This is a genomic window from Actinoplanes sp. GCM10030250 (assembly GCF_042666575.1).
GTDB lineage: Bacteria > Actinomycetota > Actinomycetes > Mycobacteriales > Micromonosporaceae > Actinoplanes.
The window spans coordinates 1-20,182 of sequence record NZ_JBHTDO010000020.1 but is presented as its reverse complement, the minus strand read 5'-3'; the positions used below and the strand labels follow the sequence as shown (position 1 = coordinate 20,182).

Here is a 20,182-nt window from a genome sequence, read left to right as displayed (position 1 = left end):
CGTCCACACCGGAGGCTCACGGGGCGTAGCCTGGTCCGGTGACAGATGGCCGGGTCCTGGCCGGCGGGCGCTTCGCGGGCTGCGGCTTCGCGATCACCGATCGAGCCGTGGTGACCGCCTGCCACGTGGTGCGCGGCCACCCGGCGGACAACCTCCGGTTCGCGCTGCCGGGTGTCCACGAGCCACTGCCGGTCTCCCGGGTCGACGCCGACGAGGAGCACGACGTCGCGGTCCTCCATCTGGGCGCCGCCGTGGACAGTCCGCTCACCGTCTCTCGGGCGGTGCCGGGCAGTGGCTGGCGGGTGGACGCTCAGCCGCTGGACAACGATCCCGGCCTGACCGGCACCGTCACCGATGCCGCCCGCAGCGTTGTCAACGCCGGTGGCTCCCGCATCGACCTGGTGCAACTGCGCGTCGACCACACCTTCGAGGATTTCGACGGTTACTCGGGCAGCGCGGTGATGTCGGCGGGTCCCGGCGGCGGCGTGATCGGGGTGCTCGTCGAGCAGGTGCCGTACCGGCGCGGGCACACCGAGCCCAGGGCGAGCAACGTGCTCTACGCGGTGCCGATCCAGCACGTGATCACGAGGTTCGGCCTGGAGCCCGCGGCCGGCGCCGGTCCGGCGGCGAACCTGGCCGGAATCGGCGCCGTCTACGCCGAGTGGATCGAGAACTTCCTCGGGGAGTACCTCGGGGATCATCGCCGCCGGGTGCCGTTCGGCGGCCGGTCCGCCCAGCTCGGCAGGCTCGACGCGTGGCTCGCGAGCCGCGACGCGCCGCCGTACGCGCTGATCACCGCCGAGGCGGGCCGGGGCAAGTCGGCCCTGCTCTGCCGATGGGCGGCGCACGTCGCCGCCACCGGTACGGCCCGGGTCGTCTTCGTGCCGATCAGCATCCGGTTCCAGACCGCGCAGGCGGGTGTGGCACTGCCGGCCCTCGCCGCCCGCCTGGCCGGGCAGCACGGCGAAGCGGTGAGCACGGCCGAGCGCTCGGCGGAGCAGTGGCAGGCGGAGATCACCGCCTACCTGCGGCGGCAGCCACGCGGCGGCAAGCCGCTGCTGGTCATCATCGACGGCCTGGACGAGGCGACCGACTGGGAGCCGGGCGCCCACCTGTTCCCGGCGAACCCGCCGGCCGGGGTCCGTGTCGTGGTCTCGGCCCGCTTCGTCGCCGGCGACACCGACGAGACCGGCTGGCGGACCAGGCTGAACTGGTCCGGCCCGGCGCTGGCCGAGAGCATCGCACTGCCACCGCTCGACCGGGCCGGGGTGGGCGACGTCCTGCTCGCCATGGGCAACCCGCTGGCCCATCTGGTGAGCCGGGTCGACATCGTCGAGGAGCTGTACCGCCTCAGTGAGGGCGATCCGCTGCTACTGCACCTCTACATCGACGAGCTGAGCTCCGCCGGTGGCGACACCACCAGCCTGACCCCGGAGGAGCTGCCCTCGATCGAGAAGGGCATGCGCGGCTACTTCGAACGGTGGAGCAGCGAGTTGGAGAGGGTGTGGCGGGCCGGCGCCCGGCCCGCCACCCGGCCCGGTGATCTGTGGGACTTCCTCCACGTGCTCGCCTCGGCACTGGGCCCGCTCACGATCGACGACGTCGAGGAGGTCAACCCGCGGGCTCCGGCCGGTTTCGAGCTGACCTGGCTGCTGAAGGAGGTCGAGAGGTTCGTCATCGGCGACGGCGTCCGGCAGGGCTTCGTCTTCTCGCACCCGCGGTTCGGCATGTTCTTCCACGAGAAGATGGGCCGCCGCGAACGGGACCGATGGCGGGCGAGCTTTCTCGACTACGGCAGGCGCACCGTCGCCGGGCTGCTCGACGGCAGTGTGGAGCCCGCAGCCGTCTCCGGTTACGTCCTGAACTATCACGGCGCGCACCTGGAGAACGCCGGCGCGCCGGGCGCCGACCTCTTCGCGCTGCTCGACGGCCGCTGGCTGGCGGCGTGGCACGCTGTCGACGGCACCGACGCGGGCTTCCTCAACGACTGCGACCGGGCCTGGCGCCGCGCCGAGCAGGACGCCGGCTCCGACGACCCCGCCGCGGCCGAACGCGCCACCGAGACGGTGTTCGTCTGCGCGCTCGCCCGCGGAAGCGTCGCGGCCCGCAGCAGCACCGTGCCGCCGCGGCTCCTCTCCGGAGCCGTCACCGCCGGCCTGCTCACCGCGCCGCAGGCCCTCGCGATCTGCCGCCGGATACCGGACGAGTGGCGCCGAGCCACCGCTGTGGTGACCCTGGCTCCGGCGCTCGGCGCCGAGTGGGCCGGCGAGTGCCTCTCCGTCGCCTCGACCATGCGGGACTCCGCAGCCCGCGCCCACGCGATCACCAGCCTGGCTCCCCTGCTGGACGGCCCGGCGCTCGCCCGGGCCCACGCCGTCGCCCGGTCCCTGCCGTCGCCGCCGTCCCGCGCGAGAGCGCTGGCAGCCGTCAGCGCCTGCCTGCCCGGCCCGGCGCGCGGATCGGCGGCGGAGGAGGCCCTGTCGGCGCTGCTGACGAGCACCAGCGAGCGGGAACGCGGCGCGGGGCTGGTCGCCGTCGCCAGGTTCCTGCCCCCCGAGCTTCTGCCCGGCGCGGTGCGGGCGGCCCGAGACCTGCCCGACCCGATCGACGCGGTGCCCGCGCTCTGCGCCCTGGCCGAACAGGTCACCGGGCCGGAGAAGGACGAGATCATCGGGTACGCCCGGCAGCTCGCCGCCGATCCCGGTGCGGCCGGCTCCCCCCGCATCCTGCTCCCGCTCGCCCACCACGCAACGGACCTGCGAGCGCGCGCCCTGGACTCCGTACGGCAGATGCCCAACCGCCAGGAGTCCGCGTCCCTGCTGCTCAAGACCGCTTGGTGGCGGGAGCACGACGAAGCCGCCGCCGAGGAACTGCTGGTCGGCTCGATGCGCGCCGTGGTGCGCCGCGAAGGGCTCCTGCAGACCTGGGCCGCCTCCCTCAGCCGCGCCGCGCGGGAGCGGGCCCTCGCGGTCACGGCGGACCTGCCGAAACGCGCCGCCCAGGTGCTGGCAGCCGCGCAGTTGCTGGCGATCGACGGCCCCGGCGCTCCCGCCGGCAAGGTCCGGGACCTCGTGGAAGCGGCTCGCACGCTGGAAAACGGCGACCGGGCCCTCGTGCTCACCCTGCTCGCCACATGCCACACCGGCCGGGCACGCCGTGACCTGCTCGACGAGGCACTCCGGTCGGCGCAGACCATCAGCGATGCGGGCGACCGTCTCAGCGCCCTGTCCGGTTCCTTCGCCTCCCTCACCGGCGACGATCTTGCCGCGGCCCAGTTGCACTACCTGGCGTTGTGCCGGGAACTCCCCCACGACCAGGTCGCCACCATGAACCTGCTCAAGGGGCTGGGAACCAGGCTGGCCACCGAGGCCGTGGATGACGCACTGGCGTTGTGCCGGTCGATCGTTCCCGTCCCCGCCCGGGTGGAGGCTCTGCACCTGATCGCGCGCAAGGCCCCGGCGGACCGCAGGACCGAGTGCCTGTCCGAGGCGCTGGCACAGGCTCTGACGATGGGGAACCCACTGCAGCGGCTCGCTGTCCTCATCGGGCTCCGCGACGCCTTCGACGACGAACTCGACCGTCACCTGATCACCGCCGCTGAGGGAACGGGCTCCCTCCGGCAGAGCCGGCTGCTCACCATCCTCCCCCACTTGCGCGGCGACGACGCCAAACGGGAGGCCGTCGATTCCTATCTCGGCCACCTCGAGGAGCCTCCGTCACCGGAAGACCTGGAGGCGCTCATCCGGTCTCTGCCTCGCGGCGTCCCGGAGACCGTGATCTCGGATCTGGTGCTTCTGCTGGAACGGGAAGCCACCACGCCCGGCCCGTGGCTGAGCCTCATCCCCCGGCTTTCCTCCGACCAGGTGGAGCACGCCGTCGAGATGGTCCACGCCTTGCCGGCGCAACACCGGGAGCGATCCGAACAGCCCGGCAGCCATCTGTCCGCCGGACCGGCCGGCCAGTGGGTGCGGGACCGCACGGAGTGGGTGCTCACCGACCTCGGGCGCGCCGTGACCGAGGCGTTCGGCCGGCTGACCGAGGACGCGAGACGGCGGCTTCTTCCGGTGGCGCTCCGGTCCTGGCACGCCGATGCCGTCGGCGTTCGCCGCGTCGCTCGGATGGCACCGGAGGACCTGCTCCCGGCCGTCATCGACGCCGCGCTGCGTCTTCCGGCCGATGCCCGGGTCGCCGCCTACCAGGGGCTCCGGGTCCATCATCCGGCCGAGGCCCTCTCGCCGCTCCGTGCGGCCGTGCTGGCCGCCCCGCTCGAGAGCCTGCCCTTCGAGTCCCTGTCCACCGTGCAGGCCCTCACCCCGGACGGCGAACAGGAGGCCCTGTTCACCAGGATTCTCACCTGGACCAGGGGCGACCGGGGCGGGTTGCCCTACTACCTCACCAGACTTCTCCGCCTCTACCGCTACGGACCACCGATCTGGCGGTCCCGGATCGCCGGCGAGATCGTCGGGGAACTCGGCAAGGGGATCGGCCACGAGGCGATCATCGCTCTCGACCTGGTGATCCTCGGTTTGGATCCGCATGAACTCCAGCCGCTGGAGGGGCTGGTGTTCGCGATCACCGACCGCGCGGCGCAGATCGAACAGCTGTGTGCCCTGATCAACCGGTCGTTGCCCGCCGCCCGCCCGCGGTTGTGGCGGCACGCCCTGGACCTCTTGCCGGACATGCCGGATCTGGACCGTGACCACCTCCTGCTCCACATGCTCGGCCGGATCCAGGTCGACATCGACGCGCCCGCACTCACCGGCATCCGATCGCTGGTCGAGCGAGCTGCCACCGCAAGCACCGTGCCCCTGCTCACGGCGCTCGCCAGGTTGACAGAGCACGGCCAACGCGCCGTCCTGATCGCCGAGGCACTCGACGCCGCACGCACGTTCGGCGACACTCGCGACCGCGACGAAGCGGTCGCCGCCGTCGCCCGGGCCGCCGGGCGGGTACCGGCCTGCTATCCGGCGCTGCTGCGGGCCTGCGCCGACATCACCTCGGGAAAGCACCGGCGCAAGGCGCTGCTCGCCATCACCGGCACCTTCACCACCTGGCCGGACGGCAAGACTGGGGACGGCAAGACTGCGGACAGCAGGGCTGCCGACGGCAAGACTGCGGACGGGAGCGCCTCGCACCGGGCCTGGTGCGAGGCGATCCGGATCCTGTCGGCGCACCCGCGCCCGATCCAGGCCGCCGACCTCGTCACGCTCGCCTCGACCGGCTCGCCCGCCGGCCTGCCACCGCACGCGACATCGCGAGCGGTGGTCTCGGCCCTGATGAAGGTCGGCGAGTGGTGGGATTAGCCGGGCGGCTCAGCCCCACACCTCCTCGGCGGTCTCGACGATGAGGCGGAGCTTGGCGACCTCCTCGTCGTAGGTGAGGGCGTTGCCCTCGACGGTCGAGGAGAAGCCGCACTGCGGTGACAGGCAGAGCTGGTCGAGCGGCACGTATTTCGCGGCCTCGTCGATGCGGCGTTTCAGGGTGTCCTTGGATTCGAGGGCGCCGCGTTTCGTGGTGACCAGGCCGAGGACGACCATCTTGCCGGGCGGGACGAAGCGGAGCGGGGCGAAGCTGCCCGAGCGCTCGTCGTCGTACTCGAGGAAGAAGCCGTCGACGGCGAGCTCGCTGAACAGGGCCTCGGCGACGAAGTCGTAGCCGCCCTCGGCGGCCCACGAGGAGCGGAAGTTGCCGCGGCACATGTGGGTGGTGACGTTCAGGCCGGCCGGGCGGTCGCCGATCGCGGCGTTGATCTGCTTGATGTAGCGCAGGTGCTGGTGTTCCGCGTCGTCGCCGCGGTCGGAGAGCAGCTGCCGCTGGGCCGGGTCGTTGAGGTAGGCCAGGCTGGTGTCGTCGAGTTGCAGATAGCGGCAGCCGAGATCGGCGACCCGGCGGACCTGCTCGGCGTAGGCGGCGCTCAGGTCGGCCCAGAACTGGTCCTCGTCCGGGTAGACGGCCGGATCGATCGCGGCGCGGCCGCCGCGGTAGTGGACCATGCTCGGCGACGGGATGGTGAGTTTCGCGGTGACCTGCTCGTCCACGGTCCCGGCGAGGAACGTGAAGTCGTCGCCGAAGATGGTGTCGGTCAGCCGGACCGGTGCGTCGATGGCGAGGGCCGCCGATTCGAAGTCGAGCTCACCGTCGGCGTTGCGGAAGTGGACCTGGATCTTCTCGTCGGTCGAGTGGACACCACCGAGGCGGTAGATGAAGTCCATGTGCCACGAGGTGCGGCGGAACTCACCGTCGGTGGCCGACCGCAGTCCCGCGTCGCGCTGCATGCGGACCACGTCACGGATGGCGTCGTCCTCGGCGGCGCGCAACTGCTCGGCGGTGATCGCGCCGGCGGCTCGCTGCGCGCGGGCCTCGAGCAGGTGGGCCGGGCGCAGGAGGCTGCCGACGTGGTCGGCACGGAACGGAGGGTGGTCGCGAAGCGTCATTGCTGGTGAGCCCCCTTCAAGATTGACTGTTGCTGATTATCCCTTTTCGGGGCTCCGCCGCGTGGTTGAGTGACCGCGTGAAAATTCTGCAGGCGGCCCTGGCCGTCGCATGTGTGCTGGCCGGAGCGGCGACTCCCGCGCAGGCGGCGGACAAGAAAGATTCCTTGACCGCGGCGCAGCGCGAGGTGCTGCTGGACGCCACCAAGAAGTTCCGCGACGTGAAGAAGGCGATCAGGGCCGGCTACCTGCCGACCGAGGATTGTGTGCCGGGCATGGGCCTGCACTTCGTGCATCCGGGGCGGGCCGGTGACGCGGACATCGACCCGGTGCTGCCGGAGATCCTGGTCTACGCGCCGGACGGCGACAACGAGCCGAAGCTTGTCGCGCTCGAGTACTTCCGGGCGGACGCCGACCAGGACCTGCGTACCGACCGGGACCGGCCGACCCTGTTCGGGCGGGGATTCGACGGCCCGATGGCCGGGCACGCGGTCCCGGCCGGCGCGCCGCCGATGCCGGTGCACTACGACCAGCACGTGTGGATCTATCAGGCCAACCCGGCGGGTGAGCTGGTGTCGGAGAACCCGGAGATCACCTGCGAGCGGTAGACCTCGGCGCTGGGTTTCGGGGTACGGGCGAACGTCTCCCGGTCGACCGCGTACAGGCCGAGCTGCTGCCCGTACCCGAAGATCCATTCGAAGTTGTCGAGCAGGCTCCAGTGGAAGTAGCCGAGGACGGGCACCCCGCCGGCGGCCACCTCGCGCAGGCCGTCGAGGGCCGGCGGCAGGAACTCCGCGCGCAGCCGGTCGTCCGGGGTGGATATTCCGTGCTCGGTGACCAGCACCGGAACCCCGGTCTCGCCGTGGACGTACCGGACCGCTCCGGCGAGTGACAGCGGCTCCACGGCGCTGCCCATCTGGTTGCTGGGCACGTCCGCCGGCGGTGGCACGGCGCCGTTACCGTCGTAGTGCAGCCGCTCGTAGTTCTGCACGCCGACGTAGTCGTCCCCGGCCGCCAGGCGCAGCCAGCGTTCGTACACCTCGGCGCGCTTGCGGTCGCGCACGCCCGGATCGTCGCCGGCCACCACGTCGTCGGCGACGGCCAGCGAGAATCCGACCGGCAGACCGGGACGCCGGGCCTTGATCGCGGCGCGGGCGGCACGGTGACCGGCCTCCATGCCGTCGGCCATCGCGTCCATCTCCCCGGGCAGCATGACGTTCGCGGCCCGGTAGCGGGGCACGCCGGCTGCCGCGCTTGCGGCTTCCAGCGTGGCGGCCTCCTTCTCTCGTACGAACGACGGAAGGTCCATCCAGCTCAGCAGCCGTGTGAGGTTGGGTTCGTTGAGGGTGACCGCCGCCGTGATCCGGTCGCCGAACCGGGCCGTGACCTGATCGCAGTAGCGGGCGAACGCCTCCGGCGCGCCCGGGTCGAGCCACCCGCCCCGCGCCGCGAACCAGTGCGGTGAGGTGAAGTGGTTGTAGGTCACCACGGGGGCCAGCCCCTGTGCGAGGCAGTGGTCGACGATCGCCTCGTAGTGGTCGAGCTCCCCGGCGGAGAAGACGCCGGGTGCGGGCTCGACGCGGGCCCACTCGACCGAGAAGCGGTAGGCGTTCAGGCCGAGGCCGGCGGCCAGGCCGACGTCCTCGCGCCACCGGTGGTAGCTGTCGCAGGCGGCGCCGGACGGCTCCCGGAACACCGTGGGCGTGACGTTCTCCAGGAACCAGGTGTCGCTGCCGGTGTTGCCGCCCTCCACCTGATGCCCCGCGACGGCGGCACCCCAGAGGAACTCGTCAGGAAAGCTCACGGAGGGTGTCCTCGATCCAGTCGGCGGTGTAGGCGGCGACGTGCGGCAGGTGGTCGAGCCCGCAGTGCTCGGTGGCGCCCTCGTCGGGGGTGAACAGGCGCAGGTCCTTCTTCGGCGCGTTGACGGCCTGGTCGAAGGACTGGTGGGCGTACGCGACACTGATCTGCCTGTCGTTCGTCCCGTGGGTGATCAGCAGCGGACAGGTGATCTGCTCGACGATGCCGTTGAGGTTCACCCGTTCCGCCTTTGTGAGAAACGTGCCGAGGTCGGTCTCGCCCCACACCCAGAGCACGTGCTCCCAGTAGTGCGGTACGGGGTTCTCGCCCTCGCGTTCCAGGCGCTTGCGCTGCACCTCGCCCCAGTTGTGGTTGGCACCCCAGGCGACGGCCAGGGCCAGGCGTTTCTCGAAGGCGGCCGCGCGGGGCACGTAGTAGCCGCCGAGGGACCATCCGACCAGGCCGATGCGATCGTCCCGTACGTCTGCCCTGGTCTCCAGATGATCCACGGCCGCGCGCGCCCAGTCCTCGGTCTCCACGCGCGAGGTCAGGCCCCGCAGCCGGAGGGCCTCGCCTGATCCGGGGCAGTCCATCTGCAGCACGGAGATCCCGCGGGCGGCCATCTCGGCCGGCCAGCCCGAGGTGTGCATGTGCTCCTTGGTGGAGTCCAGCCCGTTCCACATGATCATCGTGGGGACCGGCTCGCCGTTCGTGGAACCGCTGGTGAAGTAGGCGGGCAGGGTGGTCCCCTCGAACGGGATCTCGACCCGGCTGGTGTGCGGCTCGAACGACTTCTCCATCAGGTCGAGCAGGTGGCGATAGGTGGGTATCCGCTCCGGCGAGGAGTTGGACAGCATCCGTTCGGCCTGGCAGAGATAGGCGGCGGCGCGGAAGTACTTCTGGCGGGCGGTGCGCCGGTGCCCGGCCTTCTCCGCCTCCACGGCCTGCTGCTCGACCTGGTCGGCGACCCGCCGCCAGGAGGCCATGAACTCACGCGTGCCGACGTCGGAGCCCTGCTGGGCGAGGTCGCGGATCGGCCGGCAGGCACGGTCCACCTCGTCGATGGTGCCGCCGGAGTTGAGCGTGGCGACCACACCGAGGTTCCAGATGTAGTTGCCGGGAAAGTACTCGAACATCGTCTTCTCCGGGGTCAGACCGGCGGGGCGACGAACAGGCCGCGGTCGGGTTCGTTGAAGCTGTCCTTCGCGATGATCTCGCTCATCGGGTCGGACGTGCCCCACTGGTCCTGCGTCTGCGGATCGGCGATGTCGTAGAGCGTCGGGTGCCACTGGTCGGTCTCGAGCCGTTCCAGCTCGGTGGTGTACTCCATCGTGTTGCCGCTGGGGTCGAGGAAGTACGAGAAGGTGTTGTTGCCGGCCAGGTGGCGGCCGGGGCCCCAGATCTTCTTGATCCCGGCGCGCATCACCCGGCCGGTGCCGCGCATGTACTCGTCGATGCCGCGCATCTCGAACGAGACGTGGTGCACCGAGGTGTGCGGGCCGCGGGCGATCGCCAGGCTGTGGTGCCAGTCGTTGCACCGCATGAAGTGCATCATCTCGCCCATGTGCTGACTCCACAGCGTGTCGGAGAGCTTGAAGCCGAGATGCCTCTCGTAGAACTCGCGAGTCCGGTTCGGATCGCTGGAGTTCATCACGGCGTGCGAGATGCGCACCGGGATGGCCTCACCCTCCTCGACGGCGCGGTGCTGCCGGGTCTCGACGCCGGAGGAGATCTCGATGGTGCGGCCGTCGATGTCGAAGAAACGGAAGCCGTAACCGCCGCCGGCGGTCTGCAGCTCGGCCGGCCGGCTCGCCAGCTGGATGCCGTCCGAGGCGAGCCTGGCGGCGAGCGCGTCGACGGCGGCCGGGTCGGTGGCGCCGAACGCGATCAGGTCGAGGCGCTTCTCGGCCGCCTTGCGCAGCCGGACGATGTACTGCTCCGGCGATCCCTCGGCGGCCAGGTAGGACAGGTCGCCGTCGGTGCCGACCTCGGTCAGGCCCCAGGTGTCGCGGTAGAACGTGCGCTGGGTCGCGTAGTCGGGCACGGCGAGGTCGACGTGCCGCAGGTGGGTGATGCCGTGTGCGTTGAGGTGGGACATTGCTTACCTTTCCCGATCAGGCGACAGCGACTGTCCTGATGTTGGCCTGGTCACGACCGTCACACTTCCTCCCGCACCCGCCGGCGGGCCGGGACGATCGCGGGCACGCTCTCCGTGCCGGCGACGATCCGGTTGCGGATGGTGCCGAGCCGCTCGATCGTCATCTCGACGACGTCACCGGCCTGGAGCGGGCGCGGGATCAGTTCGCCGGTGCGCCCCCATCCCTCCGCGAGGGCGCCCGAGCCGCACGTGCCGGACGCCAGGATCTCGCCGCGTTTCACCCAGGAGGCCCGGGACGCGTACGACACGAGCTGCTCGAACGACCACCCCATGTTCCCGGACCGATCGCTGCCGGTGACCTCCCCGTTGACCTTCACGGTCATTCGCAGGTCGAGGAACCCGCCGGCGTCCCGGCAGTCGTCGAGCTCGTCGGCGGTCACCACCCACGGCCCCACCGTGGTCGCGAAGTCCTTGCCCTTCGACGGCCCGAGACCCAGCTTCATCTCCCGCCCCTGCACGTCGCGGGCCGACCAGTCGTTCATCACGCAGTACCCGCCGATCGCCGCGCGCGCCTGCTCCGGTCCGGCGTTGCGGACGTCCCGGCAGATCACGGCCGCGAGCTCCAGCTCGTAGTCGAACCGCTCGGTGTCCGGCGCGATCGCCACGTCGTCGTACCCGCCGGTGACCGCGTGCGGTGCCATGAACAGGAAGGACGGGGCGGCGTACCACTCCGGCGGCACGAACTCGTGTCCCTGCATGCCCTTGCCGACGCCGGCCACGTGCGCCTCGAACGTCAGGAAGTCGCGCATCGCCACCGGGTACACCGGCGGCAGCAGCCGGACCTGCTCCGGGCGCAGCCCGTCACCGCGGGCGGCGGCGTCGGCGGCCGCCTCCCGTTCGGCGGTGCCGGCGGCGAGCAGCTCGACCAGGTCGGTGCCGGCCGGGAAGGGGTGCAGCCACCAGTTCGGCCCGTCACCCACCACCAGGCCGACCCGGGGTGGCCCACCGGGTTCGGCGACCGGGCGGAATGCCGCCAGTCTCACGGGTCAGCCGATCGTCGTGTAGAAGGCGCGCTCACGCTTGGCGAGCACCGGGATGGCCTGGCCGAGCGCGTACTTCGCGAAGTGCGGTGACGCCCCGTGCGCGGCGTACGCCTCCTCGTCGTCGTAGATCTCGAACAGGCGGAACACGCTCGGCTCCGCCGGATCCCGGTACGCCTGGTAGAAGCGGTTCCCCGGCTCCTCCCGCGACGGCGCGGTCAGCTTCTCGATCGCGTCGAGGACGACAGCCTCCTGGCCCGGCTCGGCGGTCCACGTGGCGTTGACGACGTATGCCATGAAAAGTCCTCCTCGTTGGTGACGTCCTCACGCTAGGTCCGCACCGGCCGGTGGGAGAAAGCCCGGACGCCGATGCCTGGCATCACCGCGACGAGGGTTCCGCGTTGCGGTACCGCGGTGTTCTCTGTGACCCAGAACACGCTTGTTGACGGCTGTCACTCGGAACGCAGGAGATGACGTGAAAGTTGACCCCTTCCTGAAACCCGCCGCCCTGACCTTGACCAGCCTTCTCCTCGTCTCCGCGTGCGGTTCCGGTGGCACGCAGCCCGCCGGCGGCAGCGCCGCGGCCGGCACGGACAAGTCCGCCAGGACGATCGTCTTCTCACCCCTCGCGCTGAAGATCCCGGCGATGAAGGGCCTGTCCGAGGGGGTCAAGGGCTACGGCGGCGCCAAGGGCTACGAGGTCCTCGTCCAGGACCCGAACCTCGACCCGCAGAAGCAGCTCACCGACCTCCAGAGCGTTGTCGAGTCCGGCCGCGCCGGCGGCGCCTGGGTGATCGCGGTGCAACCCGCGGCCCTGTCCGGCCTGGTGAAGACCGCACAGGAGAAGAAGGTCGCGCTGCTGCTCAACGGCGTACCCGAGGACTACGGGCTGTCCGGCATGCAGCCGGGCGTGACCTTCGACAAGATCGACTACACGGCGCAGGGCAAGGCCGTCGGCGAGTCGCTCGGCAAGTGCGTCAACAAGAAGCTGGGCGGCACGGCCGAGGTCATCTTCATGGTGTCGGCGGCCGGTACCGCCGGTAAGGCGGAGCTGGAGAAGGCCCAGAAGGAGGCGCTCGCCGCCACCGCACCCGGCGCCAGGATCGTCACCGAGGTGACCACCACCGACCGGGCCAAGGCGCAGACCGACGTCAGCAGCGCGCTCCAGGGCAATCCCAAGGCCAAGGCGGTCCTCGCGGTCAACGACGAGGCGGCGCTCGGCTCGCTCGGCGCGTACGCGGCGGCCGGCAAGGAACTGTCCTGTGTGACCGAGGCCGGCGGCAACGACGAGGTGCTCAAGGCGGTCAAGGACGGCAAGATCTACGCGTCGGTGGCACTGCAGTTCGAGGCCGACATGGTGCAGTCGTTCGACACCCTGACCGCGATGATGGCCGACCCGTCGAAACCGGGGCAGCAGATCGTCGTACCCCAGAAGGTGATCACCGCGGAGAGCGGGCAGTGACCGTGACCGCCGTCCGGGTCTCCGACACGGCGCCCACCGGCCACGACATGCCGCGCGCGGTCTCCGCGCTGGTCTTCGTCCGCGACCGCGGCATCTTCGTCCTGTGGGGCCTGATCATCCTGGCGTTCTCGTTCTGGTGCGCGCCCTACTTCGCCACCATCGGCAACGCCCTGCTGATCGCGAACGCCGCGGCCCTCACCGCGATCTTCGCGGCCGGCGTCGGCTTCGGCGTGATGACCGGCGTGCTCGACCTGTCGCTGCCGGGCACCGCCGCGTTCGCCTCCTGCGTCACCGGCTGGCTGATCACCAACGGCCGGCCGGTCTGGCTCGGCCTGATCGCCGGCCTCGCCTGCGGCGTGCTGGTCGGCCTGATCAACGGGATGATCGCGCTCCGCGGCTTCAACCCGATCATCGTCACCATCGGTACGCTCTCCGCGCTCTCCGGCCTGGCCGCGGTGATCGCCGGCGGCTACACGTTCCCCGGCCTGACCGCCCTGGAGTTCATGGGCACCCACCGCTACCTCGGCGTACCCGCACCGATCTTCATCGTCGGCCTGCTGTTCCTGGCCGGCACGGTCTTCCTGACCCGCACCCGGGACGGCATCCGGCTGATGGCCGTCGGCGGCAACGCCGAGGCGGTACGCCGCTCCGGCATCCACAGCGACCGCTACAAGGTTCTCGGCTTCGTCATCTCCGGCATCTGCGCCGCCCTCGGCGGGCTGGTCACCACGGCCATCACCACCGAGGCCACGCCCGAGGCGAGCCCCAGCATCATCTTCAGCGCGCTGACCGCCGTCGCCCTGGCCGGCGTGGCGCTCACCGGCGGCCGCGGCAGCCTGCCCCGGGTGCTGGTCGGCGCGCTGATCCTGGCCACCATCGCCAACGGCCTGACGATCCGCGGCATCCAGCCCTACTGGGCGACGGTGACGACGGGCGTCCTGCTGCTCGCCTCGCTGGTGCTGGAGCGGCTGGTCCAGACAAGTGTCTCGAACCGTCTCATGAAGCAGGTGTGACCATGACTCCCGCGCTCGAACTGAGCGGCATCGACATGCACTACGGCTACGTCCGGGCGCTGGCCGGCATCGACTTCCACGTCGACGCCGGCGAGGTGGTCGGCCTGCTCGGCGACAACGGTGCCGGCAAGTCGACCCTGCTGAAGGTGATGTCCGGAGCGCACCGCCCGAGCGGCGGCACGATCCGGGTGCGGGGCGCCGGCGTGCGGTTCCACTCACCCAGCGACGCGGCGGGCGCCGGCATCCAGATGGTCTACCAGGACCTGGCGCTGGTGGATCCGCAGGACATCTCGACGAACCTGAACATCGGCCGGGAGATCCTGCGCGGAGGACCGCTCGGATGGCTGGGCTTCGTCGACCGCAAGGCGATGCGCAAGCGGTCCGAGATCGAGCTGGACCGGCTGGGCGTGCGCACCGCGCCGATGACCCGCCCGGTCGAGATGCTCTCCGGCGGGCAGCGGCAGGTCGTCGCGCTGGCCCGCGGCGCCATCCGGGTCTCCGGCGACGCGAGCGGGGTGCTGCTGCTCGACGAACCGACGGCGGCCCTCGGATACGAACAGACCCGGCAGGTCGAGGCGCTGATCCGGCGGATGGCCGCGCAGGGCGTCGCCATCGTGCTGGTCACCCACAACCTGCCACTGTGCTACGAGGTCGCCGACCGGGTCGTCGTCCTCAACCGTGGCACCAGGGTCGCCGACGTGGCGGTGGCCGGAACCGAACCGGATCACATCGTCGGCTGGATCACCGGCGCACGCCCCTCCCAGTTCGCTACCAAGGAGTCCCGATGAGAGTCCTCGTTGTCGGCGGCGGCATCACCGGAGGCGTCCTCGCCCTGGCGCTGGCACGCGACGGCGCCCAGGTCACCGTCGCCGAACTGCGGTCCTCGCTCGGCGGTGCCGGCCACGGCATCACCCTGCAGGGCAACGCGCTCAAGGCCTTCCACGCCGTCGGCATCTACGAGGAGCTGGCTCAGCACGGTTTCAGCTTCGACAAACTGCGGATGTTCCGCGCCGACGGCGTCCAGCTGATGGAGATGCCCGCACCGCCGATGGGTGGCGACGCGGTGCCACCGACGATGGGCGCGCTGCGCGCCGACCTGGCCGGCATCCTGGCCCGGCACGTCCGGGAAGCCGGCGTCGACGTGCGGCTCGGCACCACCGCCACCAGCCTCGACGACCGTGGCGACCACGTGGTGGCCACGCTGACGGACGGCACCACCGAGACCTTCGATCTGGTGGCCGGCGCCGACGGCATCCGCTCGGCGGTCCGTTCGATGATCGGCATCGAGGCGAAACCGCAGCCGGTGGGCATGGGCATCTGGCGGGTGGTGGCGCGGCGCCCGGAGGCCATGGACAGCTCCGGCGTCTACTACGGCGGCCCCAAGTTCAAGGCCGGCTACACCCCGATCTCCGGCGAGCTCTGCTACGCGTTCCTGCTGGAGGAGAACCTCGACCGATCGTTCGTCGGGGAACACCCCAACGGCAAGATCCTCAAAGAGCACGGGCAGGGGTACGGCGGAATCTGGGGCCAGGTCCGGGACAGCCTCGCCGACGACGCCATCGTCAACTACCAGTACATCGAGGCGATCCTGATCGACGGCCCCTGGCACCGCGGCCGGGTCGTCGTGATCGGCGACGCGGCGCACGCCTGCCCGCCGCTGATCGCCCAGGGCGCGGCCATGTGCGCCGAGGACGCCGTGGTCCTCGCCGAGATGCTGGCCGGCGGTGATCCGGTCGACGAGGTGCTGCCGGCCTTCCACGCCCGGCGTTATCCGCGCGTGAAGATGGTGCTCGACAACAGCCTCCAGCTGGCCGAGTGGGAGATCCATCCGGACACCCCCGGCGCCGACCCCGGCCGGATCATGGGCCAGACGCTGCACGCCCTGTGTGCTCCGGCGTGACGTTCTTCTCGTGCTCCGGCGTGAACAGGGCTGCCAGCTCGTCCAGGCGGGCGAACAGCCAGCGGTGCGCGGAGTCCCCGAGGCGGTCCCGGGTGTACCAGTAGCCCTCGGCCAGGACCACCTCCCCGAACGGCGGCTCGACGATGGTGACCGGCCCGTCCGCCGAGTGCAGGCGGGCCAGCCGCTCCGGCACGACGGCCACCATCTCGGTGCCCTCGATCACGAACGCCAGCGGCAGGAACCCGCTCACCTGGAGCACCACGTGCGGATGGATGTCGTGCTCGCCGAGAACGCGGTCCACCGGCGTCAGGATCCCCGGGCCGAACGTGGCGGCGGCGTGCGGCAGCTCGGCCAGATCCCGCAGGGTCAGCCTGCCGTCCGCCAGCCGGGAGTTGCGCCGGTCCGCGAGCAGCACCATCCGGTCCCGCCAGAGCGGCCGGCTCTCGCCGGGGAAGCCGAAACCGAGCGGCGCCACCATCGCGTCGTGCTCCAGCAGGGTCCGCTCCGAGGTCCGCGCCTTCGGCCCGATCCGCTCGATCGACAGCCGCACCCCCGGGGCGGTCTCCCGCAACCGGCGCACCAGCGGCTCGTGCAGCACGGCCACCGCGTAGTCGCTCATCGCGAGCCGGAAGGTGCGGGTGCTCGTCGCGGGTTCGAACCGGTTCTCCAGGTCGAGGGCGCGGGCCATCAGGCGTACCGCCCGCTGCACCTCGGGCAGCAGGTCACGGGCGAACGGCGTCAGCTCGTAGTCGCGGCCCGCCCGGACCAGCAGCTCGTCGTCGAAGCGGCGGCGCAGCTTGGCCAGGGCCGCACTCATCGCCGGCTGCCCCACCTCCAGGCGGGCGCCGGCGCGGGTCACGTTCCCCTCCTCCAGCAGAACCCGCAGGAACAGCAGAAGGTTGAGATCGGTACCTCCGAGAGTCATCAGCGGGTCCTCCGTACCCGATTATGGGTTGGTGAAGGAACGCCTGCGCGACGTCGACGCCAACCTTCTGCTGTCGCTGCACGCCCTTCTCGAGGAGCGCAACCTCACCCACGCGGGCGAGCGCATGACGATGAGCCAGTCGGCGATGAGCAGCGCCCTGACCCGCCTGCGCCGGCACTTCGACGACGAGCTGATGATCCGTTCCGGTCGCGGCTTCGAGCTGAGCCCCCTCGCCGAGCGCCTGCGGCCGGCTGTCGCCGAGGCGGTGGAGGCGGCCGAGGCGCTGCTCGGCACGCAGCGCGAGTTCGACGCGGCGGCCGGCACCCGCCGATTCGGCGTCAGCATGTCGGAGTACGCGATGACGGTCCTCGCCGAGCCCCTGATCCGCCTGCTGGCCGAGCGCGCCCCCGGCTGCTCGGTCGCCCTGGACACCCTCGACGCCCACGGCGTCCCGCTCGACACCCAGCTCCTGCGCCGCGACCTGATCATCGGCCCGCTCGGTTACGACTTCCCCGGCCAGACCCAGCCGATCTTCACCGACCACCTGGTCTGCATCGTCGCCCGCGGCAATCCCCGGCTCTCCGGCGGCCCGCTCACCCTCGCCGACCTGGCCGCCATGCCGCACGCGGTGGCCCAGTTCAGCGCCGCCGGTGATCACAAACGCCCCCTCGAGATCGAGCTGGAACGGCAGGGTCTCGCCGACCGTACCGTCCTGGTACAGGTCACCAGCCTGCTCACGCTGCCGTTCGCGGTCGGCGGCACCGAGATGTGCGCCTTCGTCCCGTCCCGCCTGGCCCGCCGCTGCCTCGCCGTCCTGGACCTGGTGATCGCCGAGACGCCGCTGGCGGAGGTGCGCATCGTCGAAGCGGCGCACTGGCAGGCCGGGCGCGAGAAGGATTCCGGGGTCGCCTGGCTGCGGCGCCTGCTCTACGACGTCGCCCTCGCCGTCGAGGACGAGTAGCGCTCTTCCGCGTGCCGCTGATCGCCTTTGCGCGTGCCCGTGATCACCTTCGCGAATGCCTGCGATCGCCGACAGCGATGGTGGAAGTGGTTGTGCCGCCGGGTCGAAGGTGACCCAATGGACACACGCAATCGGGAGGAGCCGACGTGGCCTGGGATGACGGCAAACCGTACGTGGACCGGCTGGCGGACGGGATCCACGCGTACGTCCAGCCCGACGGCGGCTGGATGGTCAACAACTGCGGCGTGATCGCCGACGGCAGCGGCACCGCAGTACTCGTCGACACCACCTCCACCGAGCGACGCAACCAGGCAGTCCTCGCCGAGGTCGCCAAGGTCAGCAGCGGCTCACCCCGCGCGGTCGTCAACACCCACCACCACCCCGATCACACCTACGGCAACGGCTTCCTGCCCGCGGAGACCCTCGTCATCGGCCACGAGAAGTGCCGCGACGAGGTCCTCGCCGCCGGGCTCGAAGCCACCCGGGTGATCACCGCCCCCGACTACGGCAACCTGGTCCTGCGCCCGCCGAACGTCACCTTCACCGACCGCATGACCCTGCACCTCGCCGAGTTCCCGATCGAGCTCCAGCACGTCGGCCGCGCGCACACCAGCAACGACGTCGTGGTGTGGCTGCCCGAGCAGCGCGTCCTCTTCTCCGGCGACCTCGCCTTCGCCGGCGGCCAGCCCTTCCTCCTGGAGGGCTCGGTCGCGGGCTTCCGGGCAGCCATCGCCCACATGCGCGCCCTGGCACCCGCCGTCCTGGTCCCCGGCCACGGCCCGGTCTGCCGCGGCGACGAGGTCGGCCGCCTGCTCGACAACCTGGACGCCTACGTCGCCTACGTCGCCGAGGTGGCCGCGGTCTCGTACCAGGAAGGCCTGTCCCCTCTCGAAGCCGCCGTCAAGAACCGCGACAACCCCTACAAGGACTGGGCGGAGACCGAGCGCTTCGTCGGCAACCTGCACCGCGCCTACTCCGAACTGGCCGGCAACCCGATCGACCACCGCCTCACCGTCCCGTCCGTCTGGCCGGACATGGTCACGTTCCACGGCGGCCCGATCGCCTGCCACGCATGAACGCCCGGCGCATGAGCACGCCCGCATGACCGCCCCGCGCCGCGTGGTGACCGGCCACACCTCCGGCGGCGTCTCCGTGGTCCTCTCCGACGGCCCCGTCCCGGTCAGCCGCGACCTCCCCGCCGACGGCGTCTCCTTCCACGAGATCTGGAACACCGAAGGCGCCCCGGCCCGCATCCTCGCCACCGAACCCACTGAGCCGACCGAGCGCACCCTTGCGGTCCCGCCCCCGCCGCGGGGCACCAGGATCCGCATCAACGAGTTCCGCCCCGGCCACCTCGACGCCCGCGGCCTCCAGTCACCGGTCCACCGCACCGCGTCCATCGACTACGGCATCGTGCTGTCCGGCGAGATCACGCTCATCCTCGACGACTCCGAGGTGACCCTGCGGGCCGGCGACGTCGTGGTCCAGCGCGGCACCGACCACGCCTGGGCCAACCGCGGCGACGTCACCGCCCGGGTCGCCTTCGTCCTGGTCGACGCCGAGTTCGACCCTTCGCTGGCGGCCTCTCTACCGGGAGGCCTCGGCGCTCTGATGCGGGGTGGCCCCGCGGACTGATGCGGGGTGGACCCGCGGACTGACGCGGGGTGGACCCGCGGACTGACGCGGGGTGGACCCGCGGACTGACGCGGGGTGGCCCCGCGGACTGGCTTGCCGCGGCTTGTCACCATCGTCGGGTGACCCGCCGATCCACCGCCCTGTCCGCCGCCGTCCTGGCCCTGGCCGTTCTGGGGGTCGCCCTCGTCGTCGTGCCGCGCGTCCTCCCGCCCGGACCGCGCCCCGACTTCCAGCTCCCGGTGACCTGCGGCGAGACGTGGATCCTCGGCACCTACCCCGGCCACGACGACTTCGACATCGACTTCTTCCCCGCCAAGGGCTCCGCCTGGGGCCGCCCGATCCTCGCCTCCTACGCCGGCCGCGTGGCCGAGGCGGGCGTCAACGGCACCCTGGGCTCCCGCACCCCGGACAACCCGAAGGGCCCGCACGGCTCCGGCGCCGGTTACTGGGTCAAAATCGATCACGGCGGCCGCTGGGAAACCCAGTACCTGCACATGCTGGAGCCCCCGATGGTCACCAAGGGCCAGCGCGTCCGGACCGGCCAGCAGCTCGGCAGGATCGGCAGCACGGGCAAGTCCGGAGCGCCCCACCTCCACTACGAACAGCGCGCCGCCCGCCAGAAGCAGGAGGCCCACTTCGCCGGCTCCCCCTCCGGCATAACCACCGACACCCGCGAATACTCAGTACGCCGCAAAAGCACCAACTGCCCCACCCCCTCCCCCTAGCCCCACCCCCAGCTGGCCGCCAGCGGGGTGTTTCCGGCCCCGCGCCCCCGCTCAGCCCCAGCCGGCCCACCCAGCTGGCCGCCAGCGGGGCACTTCCCGCCCAACCACCCCGCCCAGCCCCAGCCCCCCCCCCCCGCTGGCCGCCGGCGGGGCACTTCCCCCCCCACCACCCCCCCCCGCCCCCCCCCCCCC

At 71.4% G+C, this 20,182-nt stretch carries 17 protein-coding genes; 10 read left to right on the top strand and 7 right to left on the bottom strand.

All coding sequences use genetic code 11. The annotated features are described in order from the left end of the window. Positions 1-38: 38 nt before the first annotated feature. Positions 39-5,303 (top strand): hypothetical protein, encoded by a 5,265-nt coding sequence (locus ACFQV6_RS24330; protein ID WP_378029877.1) that lies wholly within the window; start codon positions 39-41, stop codon positions 5,301-5,303. Positions 5,304-5,312: 9 nt separating this feature from the next. On the opposite strand, the gene ACFQV6_RS24325 is transcribed toward ACFQV6_RS24330, so the two are convergent. Then, complete coding sequence (locus ACFQV6_RS24325; RefSeq protein WP_378029876.1) at positions 5,313-6,434, bottom strand: 5-methyltetrahydropteroyltriglutamate--homocysteine S-methyltransferase; 1,122 nt, start codon at positions 6,432-6,434, stop codon at positions 5,313-5,315. Between the two features lie 77 nt (positions 6,435-6,511). On the opposite strand from ACFQV6_RS24325, the gene ACFQV6_RS24320 reads away from it, so the two are divergent. Beyond that, positions 6,512-7,039 (top strand): hypothetical protein, encoded by a 528-nt coding sequence (locus ACFQV6_RS24320; protein WP_378029875.1) that lies wholly within the window; start codon positions 6,512-6,514, stop codon positions 7,037-7,039. On the opposite strand, the gene ACFQV6_RS24315 is transcribed toward ACFQV6_RS24320, so the two are convergent. Genes ACFQV6_RS24315 through ACFQV6_RS24295 form a run of 5 tightly spaced genes read right to left on the bottom strand, consistent with a single transcriptional unit; the run spans position 6,979 to position 11,666 of the window. Next, on the bottom strand, positions 6,979-8,235 hold the full coding sequence (locus ACFQV6_RS24315) for a glycoside hydrolase family 1 protein (RefSeq protein WP_378029874.1): 1,257 nt from the start codon (positions 8,233-8,235) through the stop codon (positions 6,979-6,981). The genes ACFQV6_RS24320 and ACFQV6_RS24315 overlap by 61 nt on opposite strands. Next, positions 8,222-9,367: an alpha/beta hydrolase family protein gene (locus ACFQV6_RS24310; protein WP_378029873.1), complete on the bottom strand. Its 1,146-nt coding sequence runs from the start codon at positions 9,365-9,367 to the stop codon at positions 8,222-8,224. Before ACFQV6_RS24310 ends, ACFQV6_RS24315 begins: the two co-directional genes overlap by 14 nt. 14 nt (positions 9,368-9,381) lie before the next feature. After that, positions 9,382-10,329 (bottom strand): VOC family protein, encoded by a 948-nt coding sequence (locus ACFQV6_RS24305; protein WP_378029872.1) that lies wholly within the window; start codon positions 10,327-10,329, stop codon positions 9,382-9,384. A 59-nt stretch (positions 10,330-10,388) separates the two neighbouring features. Further along, positions 10,389-11,372, bottom strand: coding sequence for a fumarylacetoacetate hydrolase family protein (locus tag ACFQV6_RS24300; protein WP_378029871.1), 984 nt, complete (start codon positions 11,370-11,372; stop codon positions 10,389-10,391). Between the two features lie 3 nt (positions 11,373-11,375). Next, positions 11,376-11,666 (bottom strand): putative quinol monooxygenase, encoded by a 291-nt coding sequence (locus tag ACFQV6_RS24295; protein ID WP_378029870.1) that lies wholly within the window; start codon positions 11,664-11,666, stop codon positions 11,376-11,378. 178 nt (positions 11,667-11,844) lie between these two features. Here ACFQV6_RS24295 and ACFQV6_RS24290 point away from each other — a divergent pair, with 178 nt between their 5' ends. Genes ACFQV6_RS24290 through ACFQV6_RS24275 form a run of 4 tightly spaced genes read left to right on the top strand, consistent with a single transcriptional unit; the run spans position 11,845 to position 15,744 of the window. Beyond that, positions 11,845-12,831 (top strand): sugar ABC transporter substrate-binding protein, encoded by a 987-nt coding sequence (locus ACFQV6_RS24290; protein WP_378029869.1) that lies wholly within the window; start codon positions 11,845-11,847, stop codon positions 12,829-12,831. Continuing rightward, entirely contained in the window at positions 12,828-13,844 is a 1,017-nt protein-coding gene (locus ACFQV6_RS24285; protein WP_378029868.1) for an ABC transporter permease, read from the top strand. The genes ACFQV6_RS24290 and ACFQV6_RS24285 overlap by 4 nt, the downstream gene beginning before the upstream one ends. Positions 13,845-13,846: 2 nt before the next feature. Next, complete coding sequence (locus tag ACFQV6_RS24280) at positions 13,847-14,632, top strand: ATP-binding cassette domain-containing protein (RefSeq protein ID WP_378029867.1); 786 nt, start codon at positions 13,847-13,849, stop codon at positions 14,630-14,632. Further along, positions 14,629-15,744 carry an FAD-dependent monooxygenase gene (locus tag ACFQV6_RS24275; protein ID WP_378029866.1) on the top strand — a complete coding sequence of 372 codons (1,116 nt, stop codon included), beginning with the start codon at positions 14,629-14,631 and terminating at the stop codon, positions 15,742-15,744. The genes ACFQV6_RS24280 and ACFQV6_RS24275 overlap by 4 nt, the downstream gene beginning before the upstream one ends. On the opposite strand, the gene ACFQV6_RS24270 is transcribed toward ACFQV6_RS24275, so the two are convergent. After that, a complete protein-coding gene (locus ACFQV6_RS24270; RefSeq protein WP_378029865.1) occupies positions 15,704-16,669 on the bottom strand; it encodes a LysR family transcriptional regulator in 966 nt (321 codons plus the stop codon). The genes ACFQV6_RS24275 and ACFQV6_RS24270 overlap by 41 nt on opposite strands. 31 nt (positions 16,670-16,700) lie before the next feature. Between ACFQV6_RS24270 and ACFQV6_RS24265 the strand changes: the two genes are divergently transcribed. The 4 genes from ACFQV6_RS24265 to ACFQV6_RS24250 all read left to right on the top strand — a co-directional run bounded on the left by ACFQV6_RS24265 (position 16,701) and on the right by ACFQV6_RS24250 (position 19,990). Further along, the gene (locus tag ACFQV6_RS24265) at positions 16,701-17,630 is read left to right on the top strand and encodes a LysR substrate-binding domain-containing protein (protein ID WP_378029864.1); all 930 of its coding nucleotides are present in this window, start codon (positions 16,701-16,703) and stop codon (positions 17,628-17,630) included. Between the two features lie 146 nt (positions 17,631-17,776). Further along, the gene (locus ACFQV6_RS24260) at positions 17,777-18,706 is read left to right on the top strand and encodes an MBL fold metallo-hydrolase (RefSeq protein ID WP_378029863.1); all 930 of its coding nucleotides are present in this window, start codon (positions 17,777-17,779) and stop codon (positions 18,704-18,706) included. A 25-nt stretch (positions 18,707-18,731) separates the two neighbouring features. Further along, positions 18,732-19,265, top strand: coding sequence for a cupin domain-containing protein (locus ACFQV6_RS24255; RefSeq protein WP_378029862.1), 534 nt, complete (start codon positions 18,732-18,734; stop codon positions 19,263-19,265). Positions 19,266-19,384: 119 nt separating this feature from the next. Then, a complete protein-coding gene (locus ACFQV6_RS24250; RefSeq protein ID WP_378029861.1) occupies positions 19,385-19,990 on the top strand; it encodes a M23 family metallopeptidase in 606 nt (201 codons plus the stop codon). Positions 19,991-20,182: the final 192 nt, after the last annotated feature.